Here is a 23,023-nt window from a genome sequence, read left to right as displayed (position 1 = left end):
GGGAGCAAGAGGGGAGGGTCAGGCTGCGGACTGCAGCTGGCAGCCGTTGCGGTTCTGCGTTTCGGCCTGGACACGCAGGACGTCGGAGGCCCGGTAGCGGGGCCAGCCGCGCCGGTTGACGGGCTTGAGCTTCCCGCGGTGCGCCCACGTGTAGATGACGTCGCGGGTCACTCCGGCGGCTCCGGCCGCCTGGGCGGTGGTCCACAGGGTGCCGGTGAGGTTCCCTTCGAGGTACACCATCGGGCCCTGCCTCCTTGAACGCGAAAAGCCCCCGAACCGTTATGGTCGGGGACTTGACAGACATGGTGATCCGTCGCAAATCTGACACGACTGTCAACGAAAATCAAGCTGCGTGCTTCAGCGTGCCCTTCGCGGCGACTTCCTCAGCCCAGTGCGCGTACTCGTCGGCGGTCATCAGCAGCTTGCATTCGGCGTTGCGGCACTCGATGTAGTCCTCACCATCGGCGTAGAACAGGCTCCGCCACCCGCATCGCTTGCACGGCGCCTGCCGCTGTTCCAGGCGGGCGTCGCGGCTGGTGAAACGCTGCGCCATGCGGTGCCAGGAGCGGATCTGCGCGGAGGGGTTCGCGGAGTCCCGTTCGTGGATCTCGCCGGCGGCAGGGTGGTGTTCCATCGCCCACGAGAGGTGCGTGTCGAGGAAGGAGATGCTGGCCGTCACCGCGGCGCCTTCACGAACGGCCGCGGTGCGCGGTGCGAGACCGCGCAGGGCTCGGATGTCGTCCTCCAGCTCGGCGAGGCCTCCGACGATGAGGTCGGTGAGGAGGCGGGATGCCTGCCCGGGCCACGGGGCGACGCTGGCGGGGCGGCTGGTGGTGACGTCGGCCGGCCGCGCGGTGCCGTTGGTGGCCTCCAGCCATATCGCGGCGAGGAGTTCGGGGATGGCCGCGAGGTCGCCGCGGGTGCGGGTCTGGCAGGTGTAGCAGTGCACGGGCTGACCCCAGGCGGGCTGGAGTTCGTGGGGGGTGCCGGCGGTTTCGGCTGTGCGCCAGGCTCGGGAGCAGGGGCCGGGGCAGGGGGTGGGGGTGGCGGGCAAGGGTGGCCTCCCGGGCGTGCGGTGTGATCGTCCTAGTGTGTCACCGGCTGCGGTGGTTCGGCCGGTGTAGGTGTTCGGCTAGGTGTCGGCGCCGCGGGTCAGGATGCGCCCGGTGAGGTAGAGGGCTTGCTGCTCGGTGAATCCGGCGTTGAGGTAGGCGAGGTACAGCTCGTGGGCCGCGACTGCGGCCTGGGCGAGTTGGTTGAGCGGGTTTTCGAGGGTGGGGTCGTCCATGGTTCCCATCATCCGCGCGAGGGCAAATCGAATCAGCGTCGACGGACAATGCCCAACCCATGCACGTTGGCCAGCTGGTCTGCCGGCGCTCCTGGCTTTACCCAGCTACCTCGTTGAGCCAGGGAAGAAGACCGCGCTCTCGGGCCGCACGAATGTCTCGCGCTGCAGTGGCGCGCGAGTAGTTGAGCTGGGCAGCTACAGCCTCACCCGGGGCCCGACTACCGGACGCCAGGGCTTGCTTGTAGATCTCTGCGGCTTGAGAGACCCGGTCCGCCGGTACTGCCCGTCCCCGCCCTTGCGCCGGGCCTGGAGCTACCCACGCCTGATGCTCCGGGTCGCCTGCAACCTGGAATGCGGTGGGGTGAATCTCGGGACGGGCGGTGGCCGGCATCGAGACCTCTTCAAGCGCGACGCGCATGAGCCGCTCGATTGGGATCTTGCGTAGGAGACGAGTGGTAACCGTGCCGCCCCGGTCCGTTGGGGACACCGCGAACTCGCGAATCAGCGCGCGACCTCCCGGGTCAACAATGATCGCCATGGTCACAGTCACTGCTGGCCGCCGGAGATGAATCTGCGCGTCGAACCGTGAGGGCACAGAGGCGTCGTGGCTGCTCCTCACCCATGCTGCGTCGGCGCCAGGGAGGACGAAGATCTTCCAGATCTCCAGCTTTTGGCCGCCCAACTCAGCGGTCATCAGGGTTCGCCCCCTGGCGGGTGGGCCGTCGGGACGCATGCTCTCCAGCTTGCCCCCGGCTGGCCGGTCCGAGGAAGCTCTCCCTCCGCGCCATGCAAACCCAGCGCGCCGCTGTGGAATGGGAAGCCCCGAAGTATTCGGCCACAGTCTTGGTGGGCGGGTGGCCTTGCTGCACGGCCTGCCGGTACACCGTCGAGACTTCATGGAGGTGCTGCTGAGTCACACTGTTTCGGCGGGGGAGACCACGTACTGGCACCCGCTCTACGCCGATCTGGCTGACGGCGGAAGCCATCGTCAGGAGAGCGCCCATGCGGTGGGCCTCGGTCCTGGAGAAACCTCGCACCATCACACCCTGTGTCGCCTCATCCGGAAAGAGGTCGGCGGTGACTCTGATCTCACCGTTGGACATGACCGTCACCGCGATGCCCTGGATCGGCTCTCCCATGTCGTTCATCCTCTCGCAGTAGCGCCCGCCCCGGTAATGGCCGGGGCGGGTTCGACGGTCAGGTCACGCTGCCTTGTGCTCCCACGGCCAGGCGGCACTACGGCCAGCTTCGAGAAGCGGGATCAGCCCGAAAGCCTGATCGGTCAGACCGCCGAAGGTGTGACGGTTGGCCGTCCCGGTCGGGGCGTGACCGCTGTGGTACCCGGCGAGGTTCCAGGTGTAGACGGGCACGCTGGCCGGGATGGCGTCGAGCGGGTTGCCGCCCCAGTTTGAGGGGCCGGTCTGCTCGTCGGTGACGATGACGACGCGGTCATGAGCCCGGTAGTGGGCGCGGACAGCTGCGGCGGTCGCGGTGCCGCCGAGGTCGTGGAATCGACCGATGACGGGGAGGACCGATTCGCCGGCTCGGTAGGTGACGTGCTGGGAGGTGGATCCGAACTCGATGAGGTCACTGCTCTCGGCGCGCATCGCCAGGGCGGTACCGAACACGGCGGCGGAGTCCGCGCGGTTCAGCTGGGTGCGCTCGCTGATGCCGCCGAACATCGACCCGGACCGATCGACGAGAACCAGGGTGCGACCGGGCAGGGCCGGGACGTTGGCCAGGCTGTAGCCGAGGGCCTTCTCCAGGGCGTGTCCCCAGCGCAGGGACGGGGCGTTCTTGTACGCGGCGAGGAACCTGAACGGGAACTGCCGGGACTTGGCGACAGCGGCGGGGTCGGCGAGGGTCGCCGCAACGCTGGCGGCGACATCGTCGGGCACCCCGGCCTGGTCGAAGTTCCGCAGGTTTCGTAGGAGCGCCATGTACCCCATGGACGGGATCACGGCAGTCCAAGCCGCAGCGTCGAGCGGGCCCTGCAGCCATCCGGCGAGCGCCTCCCACGTCATGCCCGCTTCTCGCAGGGACAGCTGGGCGCCGGTGGTGTCGAGGTAGGCGCGGCGGTCGGAGACGGGCATGGCAGCGAGGAACGCCCGGGCGTGCAGCATGGTCAGAGACTCGGGGATCGAGTTGTCCCGGTTGTGACGCCGGTCGAGGGCGTGCTTGAACAGGTCGCCCTGCCAGAGGGCCCTCGGGCTCGGGTGGACGAGTTCGAGGACGTCACCGAAGCGGAAGCCCTTGCTGGCGGTGTCGTACTTGAGGAGAGCCTTCTCGGTGTACAGCTGGCCGATGGCGTCCTCGATGCCGCGCTTGACGGGCTTGGGGATGTTGCGGCCGTAGTGGCTGGTCCAGTAGGCGAGGAGCTCACCGGGCTCGTCGGGGCGCTGGAGGACGGAGGCGATGACCTGCCGGGAGTGGCCGGGGAGCTGGCGCAGGATGCGCTCGGCGGTGAACTCGGCGGCGCCGACGAGGGCGGCGGTGCGCATGTTGGCGTCGGTGCGGAGCCAGCGCAGGAGGCTGGCGGTCCACTCGGGGTCGTCGGCTGCGAGCTTGCGGACGAGGCGCTGGTAGCGGTCGTCGCGGGTGCCGGCCTTCTCGTAGAAGGTGTCGTTGCTGACGGTGTTGGACACGGCGAGGAGAAACAGCTCGCTCTTCGCGTCGCGGAGGTGGCCGGTGCCGCCCTGGTGGTTGACGGTGGTCTGCCCGGTGGTGGTCACGGGCGAGGTGGCGACCGGCTGCGCGGTGCGGGTGTTGAACCTGGACAAGAGAAAGCCCCTCACATGGAGGGGAGGCTCAGCAGTGGGACGCCCGAGATCGGAGTTGGCGACGGAGGGGTTGTCATTTGCTCTACCTACTGAGCTACCGGCCGCCGTTGGGCGGTCGGGCGGGACTTGAACCCGCGACCGAATGAAGTATCCGCTGCCTTCGCACCGGGCGTCCCGATGCTGTGGCCTCCCGAGATCAGAAGCGGGCGACGGCGGCTTGTTGCAGAAGTAGCCGTTGCCCTGCGCACCGGGAGGTGCCCTGCATGAAGTTGTATGCCCAGAGATCGAGGCGGCGGAGGTGACACAGCTGCTCTGGCCGACTGAGCTACACCGACCGTAGGTCGATGACGGGACTCGAACCCGCGACCTGCCCATTACAAGTGGAAGTAACCTCTGCCTACGCACCTGGACGTTGGCCACTGTACTCCGCCCGGGGAGCGAACGCCGTTTATATGCTGCCCCGGTTGACGGTCGCTCTGCCGGAGCTCGGTCAGCCGAAGTTGTTGGTGCGTGCGCTGTTGATCGTGCTGTTGGCCCGGCCGAACAGCCCAGTGGCGGTGGTGTGGTGGGTGTGCTGCTCGGTGTGGTTGTACACCGTCCCGCCGCCAGTCCCGCCAGGGGTGGGCAGCTTCGTCTTCAGGGCGATCACCGCGACGGTTGCCGCGAGCAACGTCCCCGTCGACACCCCGGCCAGCGCGCCCAGCAGCTGCGCACCGCCCCAGCCGACACCCGCCCCGAAAACGCCGGCGCTCGCCAACAGCATCGGCCGCGGGTCGGGGGCGGCCGGCTCCGGGTACGGAATCGGCGGGTAGCCGTGGTACAGCTGCCCATCGGGGGTGACGACGACTCCGGGCATCTGCTGGAGCATCGGCTGCTGCGCCCTGGCGGGGGCGGGCAGGAAAGGGATCGGCTGCGGCAGGTGGACGGGCAGGGCGTTGGCGGTCTGCTGCTGGTTCATGGCGGGTCCTCAGATCTCGGTGTCGTCGGTGGGGAGGTAGAACTGCTCGGCCTTGCCGGCCTTGCGGACCAGCACGCCGCGGGTGATCCACAGGTCGAGGGCGCGGCGGACCGTGTCGCGGGACCCGAACGGGCCGGCCTCCGTCAGTTCGGCCTTGGTGGCGGATCCGTGCTCGGCACACAGCTCCAGGAGAACCCGATACAGGTCGGGCCACTCGTCGCGGCCGACCGACGTGCCGTCGGGGTAGGTCGGTCCGGCCGGCTTCGGCGTGGGCTCCTTGACGAGGTGCAGCTGGCCCTGCGGGGCGAACCGGCCAACCGGCCGCGAAGGTGCGGCCGAGTGCAGGTGAGCCACGTCCGCGGCGATGTCCAGGTCGGTGACGTACTCGGCCCGGCACTTCGGCGGGTCCGTCAACGGCATCTCCGGCGCACCGAGATAGAACTCGCCGGGCCTGGTGAGCTGGTGCGGTGTGAACCCGGCCGCCTTCCAGCCAGTGCCGAAGATGAACTGGGTGTGGCCGGCCTCGCCGACGCGAGTGCAGATCCTGTTGGTGTAGTTGCCGCGGGCGTCGGTGTCGCCGCCGAACACCTTGCTGGACGGCTGCTGCGTGGCGGAGATGAACTGGATGCCGAAGCCGCGGGCGATGGCCAGGAGCGATTGGTAGGTGGTAGCGGCGGCCCGCTCGGCCGGGCCGGCGTCGGGGTCGCCCTTCGCGGCGGCGGCTTCCTCCTTGCGGAGCTCTTCGTCCTGGCGGATCAGCTCGCCCAGCTCGTCGGTGACGATCCACCACGCGGTGCCGTGCACGCCCGGGACCCACTTGCGGACAGCCTTGCGGCCAGCCGCCAGCTCGCGGCGGGACAGCTCTTCGAGGAGCGCACCCCGGCGGTCGCATTCAGCGCGCACGGCCTGGAGGAGGTCGCGGGCTTCTTCGGGTCCGCGGGCGAGGCGCTTCATGAGGGGCTCCCACGGGCCGAGCTCGACGGCGCCGGGCTTCATGTCGATGCCGTACAGCTCGACGTGCTTCTTCTTGAGGAGCTTCTTGATGACGAGGTTGACGAGGCCGGACTTGCCCCAGTCGGAGGCGCCGGCAATGAGGGTGTGCCGGTACAGGAGGGTGAGGTAGACGGGGCGGCCGTATTCGTCCCAGCCGATGCGGATGGGGGCGGCGGGGTCGTCGTTGTTGTCGTCGGCGTAGGGGATGGACTCGTTGTGGAAGGGGCCCCCGGGGACGAGGACATCGGCGGCGGGGGTGATGGCGTCCGCGGTGACGGTGTTGACCTCGGTGGTCTTCGCGCCGTCGACGGGCTTGTTGCCCTTGCGGTGGGCGATGAGCCACGGCACGTACGCGCCGTACCCGGCGCCGGCAGTGACGGCCGCCGCGGTGAGGGAGACACCACCGGGGCCGGCACCGACTGCGGTGGCGACGTCGGCGAGGGCGAGCGCCACGGCGGTGCCGCCGCCGAGGAGCGGCATGTTCTTGAAGTGGAGGCCGGCGCCGCCGACAGCGGCGGATGCCAGGCCGAGGCCGGTGTAGGCGGCGACGGTCCAGCCTCCGGCGCCAGCGAGGTGCTGCCACCAGCCGAGGGCGGTGAGGGTGCTGACGGTGTAGGCGGGGGCCAGTTCGACCTTGTACCGGAGGGTGAGGGCGTAGGTGCGGCGGGCGACGGCTACGCAGCTGGTCAGGAGACGCCGGGCGGGGGCCGGCTTGGCCTTCACGGCCACGTCCGTGATCGTTGACGACGATCGGAGAACGTCCGCCGGAGCGACGGCGACCTGCGGGAATGCCGTCGTCGGGTCCGTCGTCGTCGGCATCGCCGTCACGATCGTCGCCTGGGCGGCCCGGGTCGGCCTGGGGAGGAACGGCACCTCGGCGGGGCCGATGAACTGGGCCACGGAACTCTCTCCTTCGCATGGGGTAGCGGCAGTCGGTGGTGCGGTGAAGCGTCGAGGGCTACAGGTAGCCGCCGGTGCCCTGCTGCGGGTCACCGGATGATGCGCGGGAGCAAACGGTGCGGACGTAGTTGGCGGTCACGGTGATGCCGTGCGGCGCGAGCGCATCAGCGATCTGCTGCGCCGCCGCATCGGGGTGCGCATCGCGCATCGCCCGCACCGCGGCGGCCTTCGACACTGCGGCGAAGTCCACGTCGTGCGGCGCCGCGAGCGCGTCACCGGGGTGCGCATCGTCCGATGCGGCCTGCGGGACGGTGATGATGCGCGGGGCCGTATCACGGCGCTGACGTGCGACGACATTGGGCGCATCATGCGCGGCGTGCTGCCGGCCGGCGGGTGATGCGGTGATGGCGTGCGGCTGCTGCAGGGTGATGACGATGCGCTGCGCATCGCCGTCCGCCTCTGCGGTGACCGCGTGGCGGGGTGCGGTGGTGCGCTCCAGACGATGCGCATCAGCGGGTGATGCGGCGTGCTGCGCCTCACGCTCCACGACATCCAGCTGGGCGCCAACCGATGCGCGCATCACCTTCGCGGACTTCTTCGGGAAGAGCAGCCAGGCGAGTCCGGGGATGACAGGGAGGGCGCTCTGTACGCGGCCCTGGTCCCGAAGGGCCTCACGGTGCTCGTAGCGGTGCCACATCTCGAAGGCCACCTCGGCGATGACCGGGGCGGGGGCGAGGAGGATCCCGCCGACGATGCCCCAGCCTTCCAGTTGCGCGTGGGTCCAGTTCACCCAGGAGCTGGCGGTGACCATGGCGAGCATGGCGAGGCGGGGGGCGAGGCCGGAGTCGGGGCTGGTGGCGTAGCGCTGGGCGAGGAGCGCGAAGTAGAGGGCGGCGCCGTCGAACATGCCGGAGCCGAAGACGGCGACTTTCTTGGGGGCTCCGAATTTGACGGTGAGGAGGGTGTAGATGGACCAGGTGCCGACGGTGAGTGCTGCGCCCATGACGAGGAAGAGGACGCCGCGGAGGAGCCTGTTGGGCTCGGTGGTGGTCTGCTCGTTCATGGGGGTGGGTTTCCTTAGTGGGTGGCGGGCTGGTGGTTGGGGGCGATGGTGTTGGCGGTGTAGTGGAGGAGTGCGGCGGTGAGTGCGAGGGTCGCGGCGGCGGTGAGCCGCAGGTGCTGCTGGTTGGCGGTGAGGGCGGAGGGGATGTTCCAGCGGAGGGCCCAGGCGCCAGCAGTGACGACGAGGAGTTGGGTGAGGATGGCGGCCGGCGCGGCGAGGGGGCCGGGGGTCCAGGTCCATGCGAGGAGGGCGACGGCGATGGCGATGGTGGAGAGGGTCTGATGTTCGGCGGGGCCGGCGGGTCGGCGGTTCACTGCTGGTCCTCCTCTGCGGCTTTGTTCATCCAGTAGTCGACGGTATCTTCGCCTCCGAGGCCGGCGGCGAGTTGGCGTTCGGCTTCGAGGGCGCGGTCGTAGGCGGTGGGCTGGGTCACGGCTGCTCCCGATTGGGCAGGCCGGTGATGTGGGCGACCTGGTCGCCGGTCAGGTGCCGGGCGGTGATGAGGGCTTCGGCTACGGCCTCGACGCTGGGCCAGTGGGCGGCAAGGAGGTCGTCGGTGGGGTCGTGCATGCCGCGCAGGAGGGCGTGGGTCATGCCGGGCACGGCGAGTGCGAGGGCCCGGTCGAAGTGGGCGGCGATCTCGGCGGCGATGGCGCGTTCGTCCGTCCACAGGCCGGCGATGTGGAGCCACATGTCGACGGCTCGCTCGCCAGCGCAGTCTGCGATGACTGCGGCGGGTGCGTGGCGGTCGTAGGACCACGCCTCCACGGCGCCGTTGACTTCGACGTCGAGGTCGTCGGCGAGGCTGACGTGGACGAGGTGGGCGTTGCCGCCGGCGAGGTGGGCGATGGCGTGGCCGGCTTCGTGGATGGCGACGGACGTGCGGTACTGGGTGTCGTTGAGGTTGTAGAGGTCGCGGCTGCCGTAGGCGGCGATGGGGAGAAGCGGGTAGTTCCGCGTCGGGTAGGGCTGTCCGTTGATGGTGATGACGTTGTGTTCCATGGCCGTGCTCCTTCCTGCGGGCTGGATGGTGGGGTGTCTGAGTGCCTGCGGCTGCCGCACAGCTGGGGCTGTGCGGCGCCGTACGGCCGTCAGGCGGGGACGCGGCGGCAGGTGCTGGCGTGGGTGTCGGCGGCTTGCTCGGCGGTGGCGAGCTGCACGGGCTGTCCGGCTTGGGTGTGCGACTGGCTGGTGCCGCAGCCGGAGCATTTCCAGCCGTAGCCGCGGAACCAGAAGGCGAACAACGTGGCGCGGTGGATGGTGATGCGGGCGCCGCCGAAGGTGCGGAACTCGCTGATGGGCGTGTGCTTCACCGGGTGATGACCCAGTCCGCCGGGAGGTCACGCAGGTCACCGCGGACGAAGAACTCCTCGCCCTTCGGCGGCTTCGGCGGCTCGACGGTGGTGAAGCCCTTGAGGCCGGCCTGGAAGAACAGGTCCCAGCTGTGGGCGCCGGCCTTGGTGACGAGGCCGGTGGTGTCGCGGCGGACGAAGACGTAGGCGTTGGTGGCGATGAGCTGGTCGCCGCCGCCGTTGCCGCCGACGGATACCCAGTAGTACTTGCTGTCGGCGGTCCAGTAGGTGCGGTGGAGTTCGGCGGTGCGGGCCCAGTCGGCGTGGCGGCGGCGCATTTCGTTCTCGCCGGCGTTGGTGGGGATCTGGGCGGCGATGGAGCGGCCCCATGAATCGACGCGGTCGGTGGTGGCGTTGACGAGGCGGTTGGAGAGTCGGTTGAGGAGGGCCATGATGGTTGCCTTGCTGCTCGTTGGTGGGCGGTGGGTGTGCCCGGGGCGGTCGGCGTTCTTGGTCGGATGGACGACCGCCCCGGGGCTGAGTCAGGCGAAGAGCTGCTGGTAGAGGTGGCCTTCGCCCTTGCTGTGCTTCGCGTTGCTGTAGGCGACCTGCTCGGCGCTGAACTTGGTGTTGACCTTCCAGGACTGGTGCGCGGCCTCGATGTTGGTGATGAGGATTGCCTTGGCATCGGGGTCGGTGGCGATGAGGCGCTGGCGGTTGGCTTCCATGCGGGCGGCGTCTTCGATCTCGAACGGCTCGCAGTGCATGCGGTCGCGGTTGAAGGGGTTCTTCACGGTCGGTCCTCAGGCTTGGTGGACGTGGGGGACCAGGCCGGCGGCGGTGACTGCGGTGACGCGGGTCTGCAGTTCGTCCTGGTTGTCGATCTCCATGCCGCAGTCCTCGCCCCACGGCGCTACGTAGGGGCTGCCGTCGGGGTTGGTGATGGTGAGGAGCCACGTTGCGTGGTTGCGGGTCAGGTACCAGGCGATGGTGTCGAGGGCGGCGAGGATCGCGGTGCCGATGATGAGTGGGGTGCGGGCCTCGGTGATGGGGTTGGTGCCGGTGAAGATGCCGGCGAGGCCGAACCCTGCGAGGGCGTACAGGGTCTTCTGGGGGTTCCAGAAGATGCTGATGACCTTGGCGGTGAGGTAGGCGCCGGCGTTCTTCACGGTGGTTGTTCCTTTCAGGCTTCGCGGACGTGGGGGGTGAGGCCGGCTGCCTGGATGGCGGCGACGCGCTGGTCGCGGTCGTCGGTCGTGTAGACGGTGACGACGGACGGGGTGTGGAGGTTGGCGGAGATCTGGTCCTGGTAGGGGGTGCCGTCGGGGTGGGTGACGGTGATGACGTACGCGGTGTCGGCCACGGGCTGTCCTTTCAGCGGTTGGCGTGGGCGAGCTGGTTGGGGTGGAGGCCGATGCCGCCGATGAGGCCGTTGAGACCGAAGGGTCGGAGGCCCGTGACGAAGACCTTGCCGCCGTCTTCGACGTAGTAGACGGTGCCGGTCTTGCCGGCCCATTCGCCGTGGGTGACGGTGACCTTGTCCTTGACCTTGAAGGTCATTGCCTGCTCCTCTCAGTCGCGGCCGTTGATGTGGTCGAGGTGGCGTGAGACGTACGAGGCGAGGCGGGCGCGGTCTTCGGTGGTGCCTTCGCGGGCGGCTGCGAGGAGGGCTTCTTCGGCGGCGGTGTTGTCGCCGCGGTTGACTGCGGCTCGGGCGTTGGCGAGGTGGTTGGCGGTGGTGGGGCTGAACATGGGGCCCCTTTCAGGCGGCGGCGGGCTGTTCCCAGCCGAGCTGGCGGAGGAGCCGGACGGAGTTGTCGAACACCTGCCGGTCGGCGAGCTGGTCGATGACAGCTTGGGCGTCGGCGGGGGTGGTGTTGGTGGGGATGTCGCCGAGGGTGCGGGCGACGGTGAGGGCGTTGTCCTGCTGCTCCTGGAAGGTGGCCATCAGGGCTTCTCCTTCTTCGGGGTCGGTGGGGGCTTCTTTCGTTGGCCGGGGATCTTGGGGACCACGGGGCCGCGGGCCCAGTTGTCGTCGCTCACTCGGACTCGGGCTTGGGCTCGGCGGGCGGCTCGGGGGTGGGCTCGGGGACGATGACGAGTTCGGCGAGCGGCTGGCGCTCGTTGTAGTTGCCGGCGTATCCCATGGGGTTCTCCTTGGTGGTGATGGTGGGGCCTGCGATGTGTGGGGCTCCGAGTGCGGGGATGGGGTGGGAGGGCTGGGGCCGGCTGGCGGCGGGGCCGTAGGGGTCGTCGTAGCCGTCCCACCAGCGGGGGTTCGGTGAGGCCGGCATCAGGCGGCTTCCTGCTCGCCGGCGAGCATTGCGTCGACCAGTCCCTCGGGGATGCGGATGTTGCCCTGGTAGTTGCGCTTCCGCTTGACCGGGCTGGGCTTCTTGTCTCGCTCGGCAGCGAGCTCTCCGTCCTGGACCCATCGGTAGACGGTGGACTGGCTGACTCCGAGGCGGTTGGCCACCTCCTTGACTGTGAGCATGCGTATCTCCGCTTCTTTGTTGTCTTCCAACGGCTCCAACGTTATCGCCTTACCGCTTAGGAGACAAGGTGGAGAACCTTGTAGCCTTTCAAGAACAGGTACAAGGCGTTACCTTTGAGCAGGTGAAGCGATGCGAGGGGCGCCGTGAGCAGCAGCGATGACAAGTGGTCCAGCGACTCGGCCGCCTACCTGCGCCCACGAAGCGGTGCGGACGCCTGGAGCGCCGAAGCCGAACTCCGCGGCGGGGTGGGATCGCAGCGCCTGCTCCTCGTGGAGACGACCCCAGCACCGACCCTCGTTGCCGACGAGCTTGACCTCCGGCCAGGGCACACCGTCGTTCACCGGCAACGCCTCATCGAGCTCGACGGGCACCCGGTAGAGATCGCCAGTTCCTGGTACCCGGGGGCGATCGCGGCCGGAACGGCGCTTGCGGCCAACAAGAAGATCCGCGGGGGAGCGGTCACGCTCCTTACCGGCCTGGGCCACAGAATCGCCTCTGTCGTCGAAGACGTCGAAAGCCGGCTGCCCACAGACCACGAAGCGTCAGCGCTGCGCCTCTCGGCGCACGAACCCGTACTGGTCCTCACGCGCCTGGCAAGGGACCAAGGCGAACGACCGATCGAGTTCAGCGTGATGGTGACGCCAGGCAGCGAACGACGACTCCGCTACGAAATGAAGGTCAACTGATGGGACTGCGCAGGACGTCCGAGGAACGGCAGAGGGCGCACGAAGGCGACAACCGCACTGCTCACCTGCGGATCGCAGCGGAGTACCGAGACCAGATCCTGTCTGGGGACATTGAGGCCGGCGAAGACCTCCCTTCGACCGGGGACATGTGCAAGGAGTTCGGCGCCTCCACGACTGCAGTGCAGAACGCCATGCGTGCCCTGAAGGAAGAGGGCCTGGTCGTCGGGCACAGGGGCAAGGGCATCACCGTCAGAGAGCACAGGATGACCGCCATGCGGCCAGCGGCGTACTTCGCGCCGGTTGAACCAGGGGAGCCCTACCGCTGGATCGCTGAGGCCCAGCGTCGGGGAATGACGGCGGAGAGTGAGCTGCTTCAGGTCGCCGAGGTCGTCCCGCCGCTGTCGGTTGCCAAGGCCCTCGGCATCGCATCGGATGGAACCGCGGTGCTGCGCCGTCAGCTGCTAAAGCTGAATGGCGAGCCGGCTGAGCTCGTGGAGAGCTACTACCCGATCGAAATTGCCGCCGGTACCGCGATCACCGAGCGGAAGAAAGTGAAGGGGGGTGTCCCTACGCTTCTCGCCGGCATGGGGTATCCCTTCCATCGCGCGGTGGATCGGGTGTCTGCGCGGACGCCTACGGCGGATCAGGGGGTCTACCTGAAGATGCCGGTCGGGGAGCTGCCAGTGCTCCGCACCTTCCGCACCGTATACAGCGCCGACGACCGGGTCATCGAGGTGACCGTCATGGCGAAGGCCGGGCACCTCTATGAGCTGGAGTACGAGGTCGCCAGCGACCAACTGGGCGGCTGACGCGCCAAACGGTTGGGCTCCACCCGAAAGTCTCGGGTGGAGCCCGATGTTGCGTCAGGTGTGCTTCTTCGGCGAAGGCCACACTTCGTGCTCGCGGTCCCACCAGAGAACGTGGAAGACGTTCTCAATGAGGAACCCGTAGAGTCGCGGCTTGCCTCCCAGCCGGAGCCTCGACACCCGCGTCATGTCGCCGAGCTTGAGGGCGGTCAGCCGGGCGCGGGCGAGGCTATTGGGGATGCGGTGCGGTTCGTAGTGCTTGCCCGGCTCCTCACCGTGGTTGAACAGCTCGTGCATCGTCTGCGACTCGAAGTCCACGAGCTTGGAGACGAGTGCGGCCATCTCGGGGGGCGTCAGCTTGCTGATGCCCCAGGGGCTGTCATCGTCGACGTACTGGAAGCGCCAGCAAATGCGCTGTCCCGAGTTCTTCGCACCCGGAATGATCTGCTCGATAGCGCCCAGGCTCTTGCCTGCACGCTGCGGGCCCGGCGGAAGTGCGGCCGCCCGCTTCTTGGCAGCCTTCACTCGTCGCCGGTCGCGGCGAGCGCGCCGAAGTAGTCCGCGATGTCTTCGTCTCGCAGCTGCTCGGAGCTGCGCTCAAGATCCCTAGCTCCGGTCCGCTGCCGCGCTCGATGCCAGGGGCCGTCGGCATCGTGGCTCATTTCGGAGAGGTCATGAGCGTTGTATTGAGCCAGGCGGTCGACGACCACATCGACCGACTCGCGCTGGCCGTCGCTGAGCCCGGTGGGGTCCCCTGCGATCTCGCCGGCCTGGAGGGTGTAGCGGCCACGGTGGCTGCTGTAGAGAACGGGTGCGACGGGCCCGTTGGCCCAGGCCTCGAAGGGCTCGGGAAAGAGCTGCTCGTCCTCCCAGGCGAGGTGGTAGCCGTAGGAGAAGTAGCAGAGCTTCTGGAGCTTCATCGCGGACATCGGGCCGTCCTTGGCCAGGATGTACGCGGCTACGTCGTGCACGCTTGCCATCGCGGATCTCCCTGTTCAGTGATGCTCACACAGTAGCTGAGCTTGCCTGGCGGGGCCTTGGTGCGTTCATCAGTTTGTGACTTGCCACTGACAGTCCCGGGCGTGGATTCTCACGTTCTCACCTTGTATCCATTCCGCCTAGGCGGTAATGTCGAGTTCAGGGTAGACGACGTGGCAGTGCCAGGCGACTCCCCGGAAACGCAAACGGCCGGACGGTTGCCCGTCCGACCGCAGAACCAGCGGGTTGCACCCCGCTGATCAAGGAACCGTCACTTCTCCAAGGAGCTGTTCCATGCCCAACTCTACGGTCAGCCTGGCACCCGCCGCCAGTGAGCCCCGCATCACCGTCGGCATCGTCGCGGTGACCCTCCCCGCCCACGGCCACGCCCTCAGCTACGTCTGGCTCGACCCCCAGACCTGCCTCGTCGGCTTCGACCCCGCCCGACTCACCCACAGCATCGTCACCGACCTGCTCCAGCGACAGCTCGGCCCGGCCACGATCATCACCGACGGGGTGCCGGCATGAGCGCCTCCACCGTGTCCCGACCGACGGAAGCCGCCGCGATCGGCCGGTACCGCCCGCCGGCCCTCCCCTCCGTCGCCCAGCTGCTGCACCTCCGTGCGCAGGCCCGGCACCGCCTCGACCTCGCCTTCGCGCACCTCCTCGACCACCAGCTCGTCCGCGTGCTGGCCAACGGAAAGGTCGGCGAGCTGTGAGCCTCTTCCGCATCAGCGCCAGCAGCCACAACGCCGCGTCCCGGACCGTCGAGAAGGCGCAGCAGGCCACCGAACTGGGCTACTCGGACGTGCAGACGCACTACCAGCCCGGCCAGGACGGCCAGCCCGGCACGCACTCGGTGACGGGCACGCCGCCGGCCGTACCGGACTCGCCGAAGCGTGGCCTCCTCCGCCGCTGAACACCCCGGGCCGCCCAGACCCTCCAGCTGGGCGGCCCTCCCTCGCACCTCTCACCGCTGCGCAGCGCAGCATCAGCACTGGAGACCACCGCACGTGATCGAGAACATGCGTGGACGGAGCACGGAGACGAAGTACGGCCGCATCCCCCTGTGGCTCTACGAAGCCGGTGTCTCCCTGCAGGCCATCGCCACCTACGGCTGGCTGCACGGCAAGTACGGGCACTTCGACCGTGTCGTGCCGAGCTACGCCACGCTCGCCAAAGAGCTCAAGGTGAGCCGGGGCAGCGTCATCGCGTACGTGAAGGAGCTGACCGGTGCCGGCGCGGTGCGCATCGCGACGTCCGGCGCGGCGGGTCAGACGACGAACACGTACGAGATCGCGTTCAACGAGCCCTTCCCCGTCCCTAATGTCCAGGTTTCGGGTGGTCAGAATGCTGACCAGGTGGTCAGCGGGCTGTACTCAGGTGGTCAGCCGGCTGACCAGGGTGGTCAGCCTGTTGTCCAGGAAGAAGACGTTTTTAAGAAGACGAAGAAGACCTCCTCCTCCCGCCTCCCTCGGCAGCGGTCGACCAAGCAGCTTCCGGCCGTCACCCCGGAGGAGGAGGATTCGAGCAACAGCACCAACCGCGCCCGACTCCTCCTCAGTCGGCTCCCCGCCCCCTGGACCCTCGGCCCCGTCGACGCCGAACGCCTCGCCCCCCAACTCGCCGCAACCGCGGACCGACTCGGCTGGCCCATCGACGACAAACTTGCCGCAGCGATCTGCACCAACCCCGGCGGCATCACCAACCCGGCTGAAGTCCTCGCCAAACGCCGCATCCCCAACCTCCTGCCCTACGCCACCGTCCACGGCGCCCGCAGCACCCTCCCGCCGGTCTGCCGGCCCTGCCTCGACAGCAACCCGCACGCCGCCCGCAACGCCCGCTGGCGCACCCGACACGGCCAGCCCTGCCCCACCTGCCACCCCGACGCGCTGCACGCCGCAGCCTGACCCACCGGAGCACCAGTGAGCAGCATGTACCTCGTCGAGAACCCCGAGGACGAGCCCAGCCCGCACGACGACGACCAGGCCGGCCTCGCGGGCAGCCCCCGCCACGACCTCCTCGCCGAACAGGCCGTCCTCGGCGGCATGATGTTCGACCGCGACAGCGTCGGTGACGTCTGCGGCGCCCTCACCGCCCGCGACTACTACCGGCCCGCCCACGAGGCGATCCACAACGCGATCGTGAGGCTCTTCACCCGCGGCGAGCCCACCACCGCGATTGCCGTCACTGCCGAACTCACCCGCACCGGAGACCTCGCCCGCGCCGGCGGCCCCCACTACATCCACACCTGCGTCGAAACCGCCACGGGCCTCGGCACCCCGGCCTACTACGCCGCCGAGGTCCACGACCAGGCCGTCCTGCGGCGCCTCGTCGAGGCCGGCCAGCGGATCGCCGCCATGGGCGCGGCCGGCGAAGGCGACGTCGCGGAGATCGTCGACGCCGCCCAGTCCGAGCTGTTCACCGTCGCCGACGAACGCGTCGAGGAGGACATGCTCCTCGTCGCCGACACCATGAGCGACTACCTCGACATCGTCGAGGCCCGCAAGGACAACCAGGGCAAGCTCATCGGCGTCCCCACGGGCTTCGCCGACCTGGATGCCCTCACCGGCGGGCTGCGCCCCGGCCAGATGATCGTCATCGCGGCCCGGCCCGCCATGGGCAAGTCGACCCTCGCCCTGGACATGGCCCGCTCCGCCGCGGTCAAGCACGGCATCGCGACCGTCATCTTCAGCCTGGAGATGGACCGCAACGAGATCCACGACCGCCTGCTGTCCGCCGAGGCCCGCGTCGCCCTGCACCACCTGCGGCACGGCAACATGACCGACGACGACTGGACCGCCGTGGCCCGCCGCATGCCCGACATCACCGCGGCACCGCTGTTCATCGACACGTCGTCGAACCTGACGGGCATGGACATCCGCACCAAGTCCCGCCGCCTCGCGCAGAAGCACAAGCTGGGCCTGGTCGTCGTTGACTACCTGCAGTTGATGAACTCCGGCGGGTCGAAGGCGGAGAACCGGCAGTTGGAGGTGTCGGACATTTCCCGCGGCCTGAAGTCTCTGGCGAAGGAGCTGGGCGTGCCGGTGATCGCCTTGTCGCAGTTGAACCGCGGGCCGGAGCAGCGGCAGGACAAGATCCCGGTCGTGTCGGACCTGCGGGAGTCCGGCAGCATTGAGCAGGACGCTGACATGGTGATCCTGCTGCACCGTGAGGACGCGTACGACAAGGAGTCGCCGCGGGCCGGCGAGGCGGACCTGATTGTCGGCAAGCACCGCAACGGGCCGACGGCGACGATCACTCTCGGGGCGCAGCTCCACTACAGCCGTTTCGTCGACCTCGCACGGGACGAGTGATCCCGGTGGTGGACGACTTCGACTCTGAGGACATTCACCAGATGCGCGCCGAGGGGGATCTGCGGGCGTTCATCCGGGGCCGGATGGGTAGGCCGGCGCAGGGCGATGCCATCCCAGCCGCAGCCGCGCCGAAGTCCCGGCCGGACGGCCTGCCGGTCGGTGCCTGGCCCAGGCACCTGCACAAGCCTGGCTGTCCCAAGTACGGACCCGACGCCGACGACTGCACCTGCCACAATCCACCCTCTCACCTACCTGCACCAAGGAGCAGCTGATGGCCAAGCAATTGACGGTCTTCAACGCCACCGTGACCACCGCCGCAGTGGAGGTGAAGACCCTGACCATCAGCGGCAAGCAGGTCACCCTCGCCGTGTTCCGCCAGCTCCGCGAAGAGAGACTGATCACCAAGGCCGGCGAGCTGGCGGGCGAGCCGTGGGGGTACGTCAACTACCACCCGGAGAAGTGCGAGAGCGACCGCGAGCACAGGCACTACGTGTGGCAGCAGGGTACTGAGCTCCTCCGCTCAAAGGTCTACGGCACCCCGGAATTCGACCCGGAGGAGAATCGCCGCAGGGTCCCCGCCGAGTTCCTGTCAGAGGCAGCCGACCAGCTTCTCGACGGCCGGGTCCGCGAGTGGCTTCGCGGGAGGCTCGACGGCGCGCCGCTCGTACCGCGCGACGAGTGGTCAAGCACCTTCCGCGATGAGCTCGTCCTCGGCAAGCCCTTCGGGTTCTCGGTGAAGGCTTTTGCCTCGGACTTTGCGATGGATGCTGCCGCCAAGATGAGCCGGGCGGAACGGAGTCGCAAGGACTTGGAGGGGTTGCAGGCCGCGGCCTCGGAGCCTCTTCGCCTTCTCCAAACTGCAGAGGGGCGTCAACGTGAACTGGCGCGAGGAACCACAGCCGTGGAGAAAGCTGAGGCCGACCTGGCGGAAGCCGCCGCAGCCCTGGATGCTCGGGTCGACAGCTGGGGCCTGACATATCAGGAACTCGGAGCAGCATTGACTGCTGCAGCCAAGGCTGAGGCGGAGCGGCGTGAGCGTCACCGTGAGGCGCGTCGACGCCTGGGCGAGCTGCCGCAGCTGTTCATCGCGGTCTGACTACCCGGGGCCGGCCGTGAGGCTGCCGGCCGGCCCCATCTGCTGCTCCTCGCCACCGAGTTGAGCGCATCCCGCCACGTCACAGGGCTACCCGCACGCCCAAAACCACGAGACAATTGACCACGAACCAGGAGGAATCTCCCATGACCCTCACCCCCGACCGGCCCGCCGACGCCGTCGTCCTGTACCCGCCGCACGAGCAGCTCATCGCCGACGACTACACCCCCGACCACCCCACCATCACCGGCGTCGAGCAGAACCTCGCCTTCACGGGCGTCACTGCGATGGTCGCCGTGCAGGACCTGTGGGCGCAGAACGCCGCCCGCGGCCGCGAGATCGACAAGCTCCGCGCCGAGCTTGCCAAGCTCCGGCCACAGGCCATCACCGAGACCGTCAAGCCGCGCCGGCAGGCGGAGGAGTCCACCGAGTACGGCTACCTGGTCGAGCACGACGACGGAGCCAGCTACTTCATGGGCTTCCTCGGCCCCGACCGGGAACGCGCCCTTGGGCAGTTCCACACGCTCGAAGTCGGCTCCGAGGCGCAGCGGCTTGTGTTCGTGTCCCGCCGTGTGACCCAGACCCCGTGGACGGAGGAGTCCTGATGCCCGACCAGACCCCCGCCCCCACCGCAGACCCCCGCCAGCCGGCCTGGGACGCCGTCTTCGCCTACATCCGCACCCTGCCCCGCGACACCCCGCGCCTGAGCGTCGTCGAACGCAACGCGGTCATCTGGCGGGCCGTCAACGCCGCCCTTGTCGCCCTCGGCTATCCCGACGCGGAGGCGCCGGCGGAGCAGGTAGGCCAGGTGCCCGAGACTCGGGCCGAGGTCATCGCTCAGGCCCTCCGCGACGCAGCGTTCTCCTGCGACGGGAACTGCGACCTGGAAGAGCACGACTGCGTCGAGAAGCACCCCATCCAGGTCCAGTCCTACCACCACGACACTGACGAGATCGCGTCCGTGTACGGCAGCGTCCCCGCCCTGGCCATCGTCGCCGCCGCCGCGATGCAGGCCCAGCTGAACGCCCACCGGGACCAGGTGCTCACCGAGGCCGCAGAGCTGCTCTGGTACGCCAGCGTGCCGCAGCACCAGTCGGATGGCGTGGATGCCGCTGCGGACCTGCTCCTCGCCGCCCGCACCACCCAGGAGGACTGACCGATGACTGATCCCATCGACCTGGCCGCCGAAGTGAGAGCCGACGCCAAGGTGCAGGCCGCACTTCGCAAGCTCGCCAACGCCGCCGTCGAGCTTCACCTCTCGCTCGCAGCCCTCGGCGCCGACCACCCGCACATCGGCAGCGATGCCATGGCGCTGGTCCCCGGCCTCATGGGTGAGGCGATCCAGGACGGCCTCAGCCGCGTCACCGTCGCCGGCTGGGCCACCACCGTCCGCGTCAGCGTCCACCGCGACGGCACGAAGGAGGGCTGACCGATGACCACCATCCCGCTCACCGACGAGCAGCTTACGGAGATCCGTGCCCGCCACGAACGCACCACCCACCCGGACTGGCGCGCCACCACCGACGTCGGCCGGCTCCTCGCCGAGGTCACCCGCCTCCGCGAGGAGAACAAGTCGCTCGCCGCTGACGCCGCGGTGACTCGGGCCGATCGTCGAGACCGAGCCGCCGCCATGCTCCAGCAGATCCGATTCGAGATGGCCGAAGATCCCACCGCCGCCAAGGAGGGCTGACCCCGTGATCCGCTCCCCGAAGTTCCTGATCTCCCAGAAACCGTTCGCTCTCGACCTCGCCACCATCACCGCCGAACAGAGCCCGCAGGGTGACCGCTGGTACCTCTCCGGCCACGCCGACGCCGTTTGGTTCCGTCGCAAGGACGGCACGACCCGGGCCTGCATCGGCACGCTCGGCCTGTGGCGCCACCACATGACCGACCAGGTCGACGTCACCGACGTGCAGGCGATCCTCGCCGCTGACCTGGACAGTCGGTACGGCGGTGACTGCTACGGCCGGTGGGACGGGGAGCGGTACTGGGGCGCGCAGGAGCCGGAGGTGATGGCCCGGCACCTGGCCGTGTTGCGGCCGATGCTCGACGCCTACCCGACCATCCCCGCAGGCTACGACGGCTGGTGGCGGTTCTGATGGGCCCCGCCTCTCAGCCCACCCGTTACCCACTGGCGCCCGGCCGGCCCCGCATCTACCGGCGTGTGCCCGGCCGCTGGGCCTACGAGTGCCACTGCGCGCCCCACAGTCGCCTCGGGGCCGACAGCTCGGCCATGCCGAACCTCGCCACCCAGGCCGAAGCGCTGCGCGAGGCCCTGGCCCACATCAAGTTCTGGCACGTCGACCCACTGGAGCGGCTCTACCTGATGCCGGCCGCAGCGGGCATGGAGGGCTGACCGATGTTCCACGCTGGCGACAAGGTCCTCATCAAGTCCTGTGAGGACGACCCGCGCGCGGCTGGCCTGACCGGCCGGATCGTGGACGAGGTCCCGCCCGGCCCGCTCACCGGCGGCCGGTGGACCGTCCACCGAGTCAGTTGGATGATCGGCCCACTGCTGTGCCACAGCCGTGAGCTGCAGCTGCACACCGAGTCCGCGTAACGTCCCGACCGAAGGAGACCCTCATGGGCTGGGCATCCGCCTCCCGCATCTTCGACCCCGTCGCGCAGGCCCTCATCGACGCAGGCGCCAGCGACGAACTCAAGACCCGCGTCCTCGGCAAGCTGATCAGCCAGCTGCAGAACGAGGACTGGGACACCGAGGACGAGTCCCTGGAGGACTTCCGGCATGACCCGGCGATCGTCGCCGCGTTCGCCGCCAACGACGTCACGCTCGACTGACGACCGCCCTGGTGGGACACTCCATGCCCGCCCGACCGCACGAAGGAGACCCTGATGGCTGAGCCGACCTGGCTGACTGACGAGATGCTGACCGCGGCGGGGTCGTTCACGAGCGAGTTCATGGAGCAGCGGATCGCCGACGGCAGGGCCGCGCCGGCCGGCCCGCAGCGGGACTCGGAGATGGTGGAGGTGTTCACGCAGGTGGTCCTGTTGATGGCAGCTCGCCCGTGACGGACGTGACTGCGCCCCGCCGTGCTGCTCGCGGCGGGGCGCAGCTGTGTCTACTGCTGGGGCGGTCCGGGTGGCTGCTGGGGCCACTGCCCGCTGCCGGCCCACGTGGTGCCCTGCGGCGGGGTCTGCCCTTGGGGCGGATAGGGGCCCGGTGCGGCCCCGTACGGGGGCTGTGGCGGCCCGTAGCCCGGGGGAGGCGCCGCGTATCCGGGAGGGGGCTGCGGGGCCGTATACGGTGGCATTCCGCCGTTCGTGGTCGTCACGGTCTTCCGGCCCATCGCCGCAGCGATAGGCCAACCAGTGATCGCCCACAACCCGCACGTCAGGACGCTCAACGTGACGTGCAGGCCATGATTCGCACCACGCTTCACAACCTGACGCTGAGGCGGAGGCGGCTGGTAGTTGGGGTAGGACAAGGAAAGCCCCTCGGGCTGGTCGTTCGTGGACGCCGCCGATGCTCCCAGCCCAGACCTGCTCACGCCCCCGTTGTGACTGCTTCGTAACGAAACGTCACCCGTGGGCGGAGTCGGCCTCTCCCTTGAGTACGAGTTCGCCAAGCGACCAGCCGACGACCTCGGACAGCCGGCCACGCCACGGCGTCGCCTGCTTATTCGAAAGCGACCCATCGCCACCTACGAAGCGCGCACCTTCCAGGTGGATGCAGAGCGGCCTGCTCACGTTGCCGATCGCATTCATGTAGTCGTCGGGGAGCTCTACGTTCTGCAGGCTGTCCTGAACCGCGATGGTCGTGGCGGTTTGGGCTGCGAACTTGTCACGGTAGGTCTCGTAGAACAGGACCATGGCGTTGTGGTTCTTGTCGGTGGCCTTGAGCGTCTCGATGTTCAGCTCGGCCCAGCGGGTGCTGGAGATGAGCCGGCCGGTGATGACTCCACCAACGGTGGTCAGGGTGATGCCGACCTGGACACCTGAGGTGTCGGCGAGGGAGGCGAGCGCTGCCAGTGTGCGGTCGTACGGGAGGGTGTTGGTCATCCGTCGACCATAGCGCCGGGGTCCGACAATGAGCCCGGGCGTCAGGCAGCCCCCGCTGTTAGGCGGGGGCTCGGGCTACGGGCCGTCGGGTTCGACCGGCTGGGGTGGTGGCCTCTCCGGGAGCTGGGCTCCGGGGCGGCGGACGAACCACTCGTAGAACTGCTTGCTGATGCCGGACCGGTCGGAGCCGGCGGCGGTTGCTGCGGCGCCGAAGTCGGTCCAGAGGTTGTCGTCGATCTGTCGGAGGCCGCGGAGCTTCTTGCTGTGGACGTTTGCCATGGGTCAAGTCTCGCAAGGTGGTTGACCACCTGTCCAGCATGCGGTTCAATAGAGAGGTGGTTAACCACCGATGAT

Annotated in this window: 42 protein-coding genes; 17 read left to right on the top strand and 25 right to left on the bottom strand. The window is 68.8% G+C overall.

The genetic code is table 11. From position 1 onward, the window contains the following. Nucleotides 1–18 precede the first annotated feature (18 nt). The 21 genes from OG689_RS10955 to OG689_RS10855 form a co-directional block, all read right to left on the bottom strand. Complete coding sequence (locus OG689_RS10955) at nt 19–240, bottom strand: MerR family transcriptional regulator (RefSeq protein WP_266319736.1); 222 nt, start codon at nt 238–240, stop codon at nt 19–21. 103 nt (nt 241–343) lie between these two features. Further along, nucleotides 344–1,054: a hypothetical protein gene (locus tag OG689_RS10950; protein WP_266319734.1), complete on the bottom strand. Its 711-nt coding sequence runs from the start codon at nt 1,052–1,054 to the stop codon at nt 344–346. Nucleotides 1,055–1,132: 78 nt separating this feature from the next. Further along, on the bottom strand, nt 1,133–1,288 hold the full coding sequence (locus OG689_RS10945; protein ID WP_266319733.1) for a hypothetical protein: 156 nt from the start codon (nt 1,286–1,288) through the stop codon (nt 1,133–1,135). 683 nt (nt 1,289–1,971) lie between these two features. Next, complete coding sequence (locus OG689_RS10940; protein WP_266319731.1) at nt 1,972–2,427, bottom strand: hypothetical protein; 456 nt, start codon at nt 2,425–2,427, stop codon at nt 1,972–1,974. 63 nt (nt 2,428–2,490) lie between these two features. Next, the gene (locus OG689_RS10935) at nt 2,491–4,068 is read right to left on the bottom strand and encodes a TROVE domain-containing protein (protein ID WP_266319730.1); all 1,578 of its coding nucleotides are present in this window, start codon (nt 4,066–4,068) and stop codon (nt 2,491–2,493) included. Between the two features lie 490 nt (nt 4,069–4,558). After that, the gene (locus OG689_RS10930) at nt 4,559–5,026 is read right to left on the bottom strand and encodes a hypothetical protein (RefSeq protein ID WP_266319729.1); all 468 of its coding nucleotides are present in this window, start codon (nt 5,024–5,026) and stop codon (nt 4,559–4,561) included. A 9-nt stretch (nt 5,027–5,035) separates the two neighbouring features. After that, nucleotides 5,036–6,919 (bottom strand): FtsK/SpoIIIE domain-containing protein, encoded by a 1,884-nt coding sequence (locus OG689_RS10925; RefSeq protein ID WP_266319728.1) that lies wholly within the window; start codon nt 6,917–6,919, stop codon nt 5,036–5,038. A 58-nt stretch (nt 6,920–6,977) separates the two neighbouring features. Beyond that, a complete protein-coding gene (locus tag OG689_RS10920; RefSeq protein WP_266319727.1) occupies nt 6,978–7,982 on the bottom strand; it encodes a DUF2637 domain-containing protein in 1,005 nt (334 codons plus the stop codon). A gap of 14 nt (nt 7,983–7,996) precedes the next feature. Further along, nucleotides 7,997–8,296, bottom strand: a complete 300-nt coding sequence (locus OG689_RS10915) for a hypothetical protein (protein ID WP_266319726.1) — start codon at nt 8,294–8,296, stop codon at nt 7,997–7,999. After that, nucleotides 8,293–8,415, bottom strand: coding sequence for a hypothetical protein (locus OG689_RS10910; protein WP_266319725.1), 123 nt, complete (start codon nt 8,413–8,415; stop codon nt 8,293–8,295). Before OG689_RS10910 ends, OG689_RS10915 begins: the two co-directional genes overlap by 4 nt. Next, on the bottom strand, nt 8,412–8,984 hold the full coding sequence (locus tag OG689_RS10905; protein WP_266319723.1) for a hypothetical protein: 573 nt from the start codon (nt 8,982–8,984) through the stop codon (nt 8,412–8,414). The genes OG689_RS10910 and OG689_RS10905 overlap by 4 nt, the downstream gene beginning before the upstream one ends. A gap of 89 nt (nt 8,985–9,073) precedes the next feature. Next, nucleotides 9,074–9,295, bottom strand: a complete 222-nt coding sequence (locus tag OG689_RS10900) for a hypothetical protein (protein ID WP_266319722.1) — start codon at nt 9,293–9,295, stop codon at nt 9,074–9,076. Further along, nucleotides 9,292–9,726, bottom strand: coding sequence for a hypothetical protein (locus tag OG689_RS10895; protein WP_266319720.1), 435 nt, complete (start codon nt 9,724–9,726; stop codon nt 9,292–9,294). The genes OG689_RS10900 and OG689_RS10895 overlap by 4 nt, the downstream gene beginning before the upstream one ends. 90 nt (nt 9,727–9,816) lie before the next feature. After that, a complete protein-coding gene (locus tag OG689_RS10890) occupies nt 9,817–10,068 on the bottom strand; it encodes a hypothetical protein (RefSeq protein ID WP_266319719.1) in 252 nt (83 codons plus the stop codon). Nucleotides 10,069–10,077: 9 nt separating this feature from the next. Then, nucleotides 10,078–10,443 (bottom strand): hypothetical protein, encoded by a 366-nt coding sequence (locus OG689_RS10885; protein ID WP_266319718.1) that lies wholly within the window; start codon nt 10,441–10,443, stop codon nt 10,078–10,080. Nucleotides 10,444–10,457: 14 nt separating this feature from the next. Beyond that, complete coding sequence (locus tag OG689_RS10880; RefSeq protein WP_266319717.1) at nt 10,458–10,637, bottom strand: hypothetical protein; 180 nt, start codon at nt 10,635–10,637, stop codon at nt 10,458–10,460. A gap of 11 nt (nt 10,638–10,648) precedes the next feature. Continuing rightward, nucleotides 10,649–10,834 (bottom strand): hypothetical protein, encoded by a 186-nt coding sequence (locus OG689_RS10875; RefSeq protein ID WP_266319716.1) that lies wholly within the window; start codon nt 10,832–10,834, stop codon nt 10,649–10,651. 12 nt (nt 10,835–10,846) lie between these two features. Then, entirely contained in the window at nt 10,847–11,026 is a 180-nt protein-coding gene (locus OG689_RS10870; protein ID WP_266319714.1) for a hypothetical protein, read from the bottom strand. A gap of 10 nt (nt 11,027–11,036) precedes the next feature. Further along, a complete protein-coding gene (locus tag OG689_RS10865) occupies nt 11,037–11,222 on the bottom strand; it encodes a hypothetical protein (RefSeq protein WP_266319713.1) in 186 nt (61 codons plus the stop codon). A gap of 91 nt (nt 11,223–11,313) precedes the next feature. Continuing rightward, on the bottom strand, nt 11,314–11,568 hold the full coding sequence (locus OG689_RS10860) for a hypothetical protein (RefSeq protein ID WP_266319711.1): 255 nt from the start codon (nt 11,566–11,568) through the stop codon (nt 11,314–11,316). Continuing rightward, a complete protein-coding gene (locus OG689_RS10855) occupies nt 11,568–11,798 on the bottom strand; it encodes a helix-turn-helix domain-containing protein (RefSeq protein WP_323189273.1) in 231 nt (76 codons plus the stop codon). The genes OG689_RS10860 and OG689_RS10855 overlap by 1 nt, the downstream gene beginning before the upstream one ends. A 114-nt stretch (nt 11,799–11,912) precedes the next feature. Here OG689_RS10855 and OG689_RS10850 point away from each other — a divergent pair, with 114 nt between their 5' ends. Together OG689_RS10850 and OG689_RS10845 are read left to right on the top strand one after the other, a co-directional pair. Continuing rightward, entirely contained in the window at nt 11,913–12,455 is a 543-nt protein-coding gene (locus tag OG689_RS10850) for a UTRA domain-containing protein (RefSeq protein WP_266319709.1), read from the top strand. Then, on the top strand, nt 12,455–13,264 hold the full coding sequence (locus OG689_RS10845) for a GntR family transcriptional regulator (RefSeq protein ID WP_266319708.1): 810 nt from the start codon (nt 12,455–12,457) through the stop codon (nt 13,262–13,264). Before OG689_RS10850 ends, OG689_RS10845 begins: the two co-directional genes overlap by 1 nt. Before the next feature lie 54 nt (nt 13,265–13,318). Here OG689_RS10845 and OG689_RS10840 read toward each other — a convergent pair whose 3' ends face one another. Next, nucleotides 13,319–13,786: a hypothetical protein gene (locus OG689_RS10840; protein ID WP_266319707.1), complete on the bottom strand. Its 468-nt coding sequence runs from the start codon at nt 13,784–13,786 to the stop codon at nt 13,319–13,321. Further along, nucleotides 13,783–14,241, bottom strand: a complete 459-nt coding sequence (locus tag OG689_RS10835; RefSeq protein ID WP_266319706.1) for a type II toxin-antitoxin system antitoxin SocA domain-containing protein — start codon at nt 14,239–14,241, stop codon at nt 13,783–13,785. Before OG689_RS10835 ends, OG689_RS10840 begins: the two co-directional genes overlap by 4 nt. Before the next feature lie 292 nt (nt 14,242–14,533). Here OG689_RS10835 and OG689_RS10830 point away from each other — a divergent pair, with 292 nt between their 5' ends. From OG689_RS10830 to OG689_RS10760, 15 genes are all read left to right on the top strand, one after another. Further along, nucleotides 14,534–14,767 (top strand): hypothetical protein, encoded by a 234-nt coding sequence (locus OG689_RS10830; protein WP_266319704.1) that lies wholly within the window; start codon nt 14,534–14,536, stop codon nt 14,765–14,767. Next, complete coding sequence (locus tag OG689_RS10825; RefSeq protein WP_266319703.1) at nt 14,764–14,958, top strand: hypothetical protein; 195 nt, start codon at nt 14,764–14,766, stop codon at nt 14,956–14,958. The genes OG689_RS10830 and OG689_RS10825 overlap by 4 nt, the downstream gene beginning before the upstream one ends. Further along, the gene (locus OG689_RS10820) at nt 14,955–15,158 is read left to right on the top strand and encodes a hypothetical protein (RefSeq protein ID WP_266319702.1); all 204 of its coding nucleotides are present in this window, start codon (nt 14,955–14,957) and stop codon (nt 15,156–15,158) included. The genes OG689_RS10825 and OG689_RS10820 overlap by 4 nt, the downstream gene beginning before the upstream one ends. Before the next feature lie 94 nt (nt 15,159–15,252). Further along, entirely contained in the window at nt 15,253–16,149 is an 897-nt protein-coding gene (locus OG689_RS10815; protein WP_266319701.1) for a helix-turn-helix domain-containing protein, read from the top strand. 24 nt (nt 16,150–16,173) lie between these two features. Further along, entirely contained in the window at nt 16,174–17,556 is a 1,383-nt protein-coding gene (dnaB, locus tag OG689_RS10810) for a replicative DNA helicase (protein ID WP_266327015.1), read from the top strand. A 271-nt stretch (nt 17,557–17,827) separates the two neighbouring features. After that, the gene (locus OG689_RS10805) at nt 17,828–18,652 is read left to right on the top strand and encodes a hypothetical protein (protein WP_266319700.1); all 825 of its coding nucleotides are present in this window, start codon (nt 17,828–17,830) and stop codon (nt 18,650–18,652) included. A gap of 143 nt (nt 18,653–18,795) precedes the next feature. After that, nucleotides 18,796–19,254: a hypothetical protein gene (locus tag OG689_RS10800; protein WP_266319699.1), complete on the top strand. Its 459-nt coding sequence runs from the start codon at nt 18,796–18,798 to the stop codon at nt 19,252–19,254. Beyond that, nucleotides 19,254–19,805 (top strand): hypothetical protein, encoded by a 552-nt coding sequence (locus tag OG689_RS10795; protein ID WP_266319698.1) that lies wholly within the window; start codon nt 19,254–19,256, stop codon nt 19,803–19,805. Before OG689_RS10800 ends, OG689_RS10795 begins: the two co-directional genes overlap by 1 nt. A 3-nt stretch (nt 19,806–19,808) precedes the next feature. Further along, a complete protein-coding gene (locus tag OG689_RS10790) occupies nt 19,809–20,078 on the top strand; it encodes a hypothetical protein (RefSeq protein WP_266319697.1) in 270 nt (89 codons plus the stop codon). A 3-nt stretch (nt 20,079–20,081) separates the two neighbouring features. Beyond that, complete coding sequence (locus OG689_RS10785; protein WP_266319696.1) at nt 20,082–20,339, top strand: hypothetical protein; 258 nt, start codon at nt 20,082–20,084, stop codon at nt 20,337–20,339. 4 nt (nt 20,340–20,343) lie between these two features. Further along, a complete protein-coding gene (locus OG689_RS10780; RefSeq protein WP_266319695.1) occupies nt 20,344–20,748 on the top strand; it encodes a hypothetical protein in 405 nt (134 codons plus the stop codon). A gap of 134 nt (nt 20,749–20,882) precedes the next feature. After that, nucleotides 20,883–21,005: a hypothetical protein gene (locus OG689_RS10775; protein WP_266319693.1), complete on the top strand. Its 123-nt coding sequence runs from the start codon at nt 20,883–20,885 to the stop codon at nt 21,003–21,005. A gap of 3 nt (nt 21,006–21,008) precedes the next feature. Continuing rightward, the gene (locus tag OG689_RS10770; protein WP_266319691.1) at nt 21,009–21,209 is read left to right on the top strand and encodes a hypothetical protein; all 201 of its coding nucleotides are present in this window, start codon (nt 21,009–21,011) and stop codon (nt 21,207–21,209) included. A gap of 23 nt (nt 21,210–21,232) precedes the next feature. After that, on the top strand, nt 21,233–21,448 hold the full coding sequence (locus tag OG689_RS10765) for a hypothetical protein (protein WP_266319689.1): 216 nt from the start codon (nt 21,233–21,235) through the stop codon (nt 21,446–21,448). Nucleotides 21,449–21,502: 54 nt separating this feature from the next. Next, nucleotides 21,503–21,679 (top strand): hypothetical protein, encoded by a 177-nt coding sequence (locus tag OG689_RS10760; RefSeq protein ID WP_266319687.1) that lies wholly within the window; start codon nt 21,503–21,505, stop codon nt 21,677–21,679. Between the two features lie 510 nt (nt 21,680–22,189). Here the strand turns inward: OG689_RS10760 and OG689_RS10755 are convergent. After that, entirely contained in the window at nt 22,190–22,669 is a 480-nt protein-coding gene (locus tag OG689_RS10755; RefSeq protein ID WP_266319685.1) for a hypothetical protein, read from the bottom strand. Nucleotides 22,670–22,744: 75 nt separating this feature from the next. Next, nucleotides 22,745–22,948, bottom strand: a complete 204-nt coding sequence (locus OG689_RS10750; protein ID WP_266319684.1) for a hypothetical protein — start codon at nt 22,946–22,948, stop codon at nt 22,745–22,747. Between the last annotated feature and the right edge of the window lie 75 nt (nt 22,949–23,023).

The sequence above is a fragment of the Kitasatospora sp. NBC_00240 genome, assembly GCF_026342405.1.
In the GTDB taxonomy this organism is placed as follows: domain Bacteria; phylum Actinomycetota; class Actinomycetes; order Streptomycetales; family Streptomycetaceae; genus Kitasatospora.
This window is presented reverse-complemented; position numbering and strand designations above follow the sequence as displayed.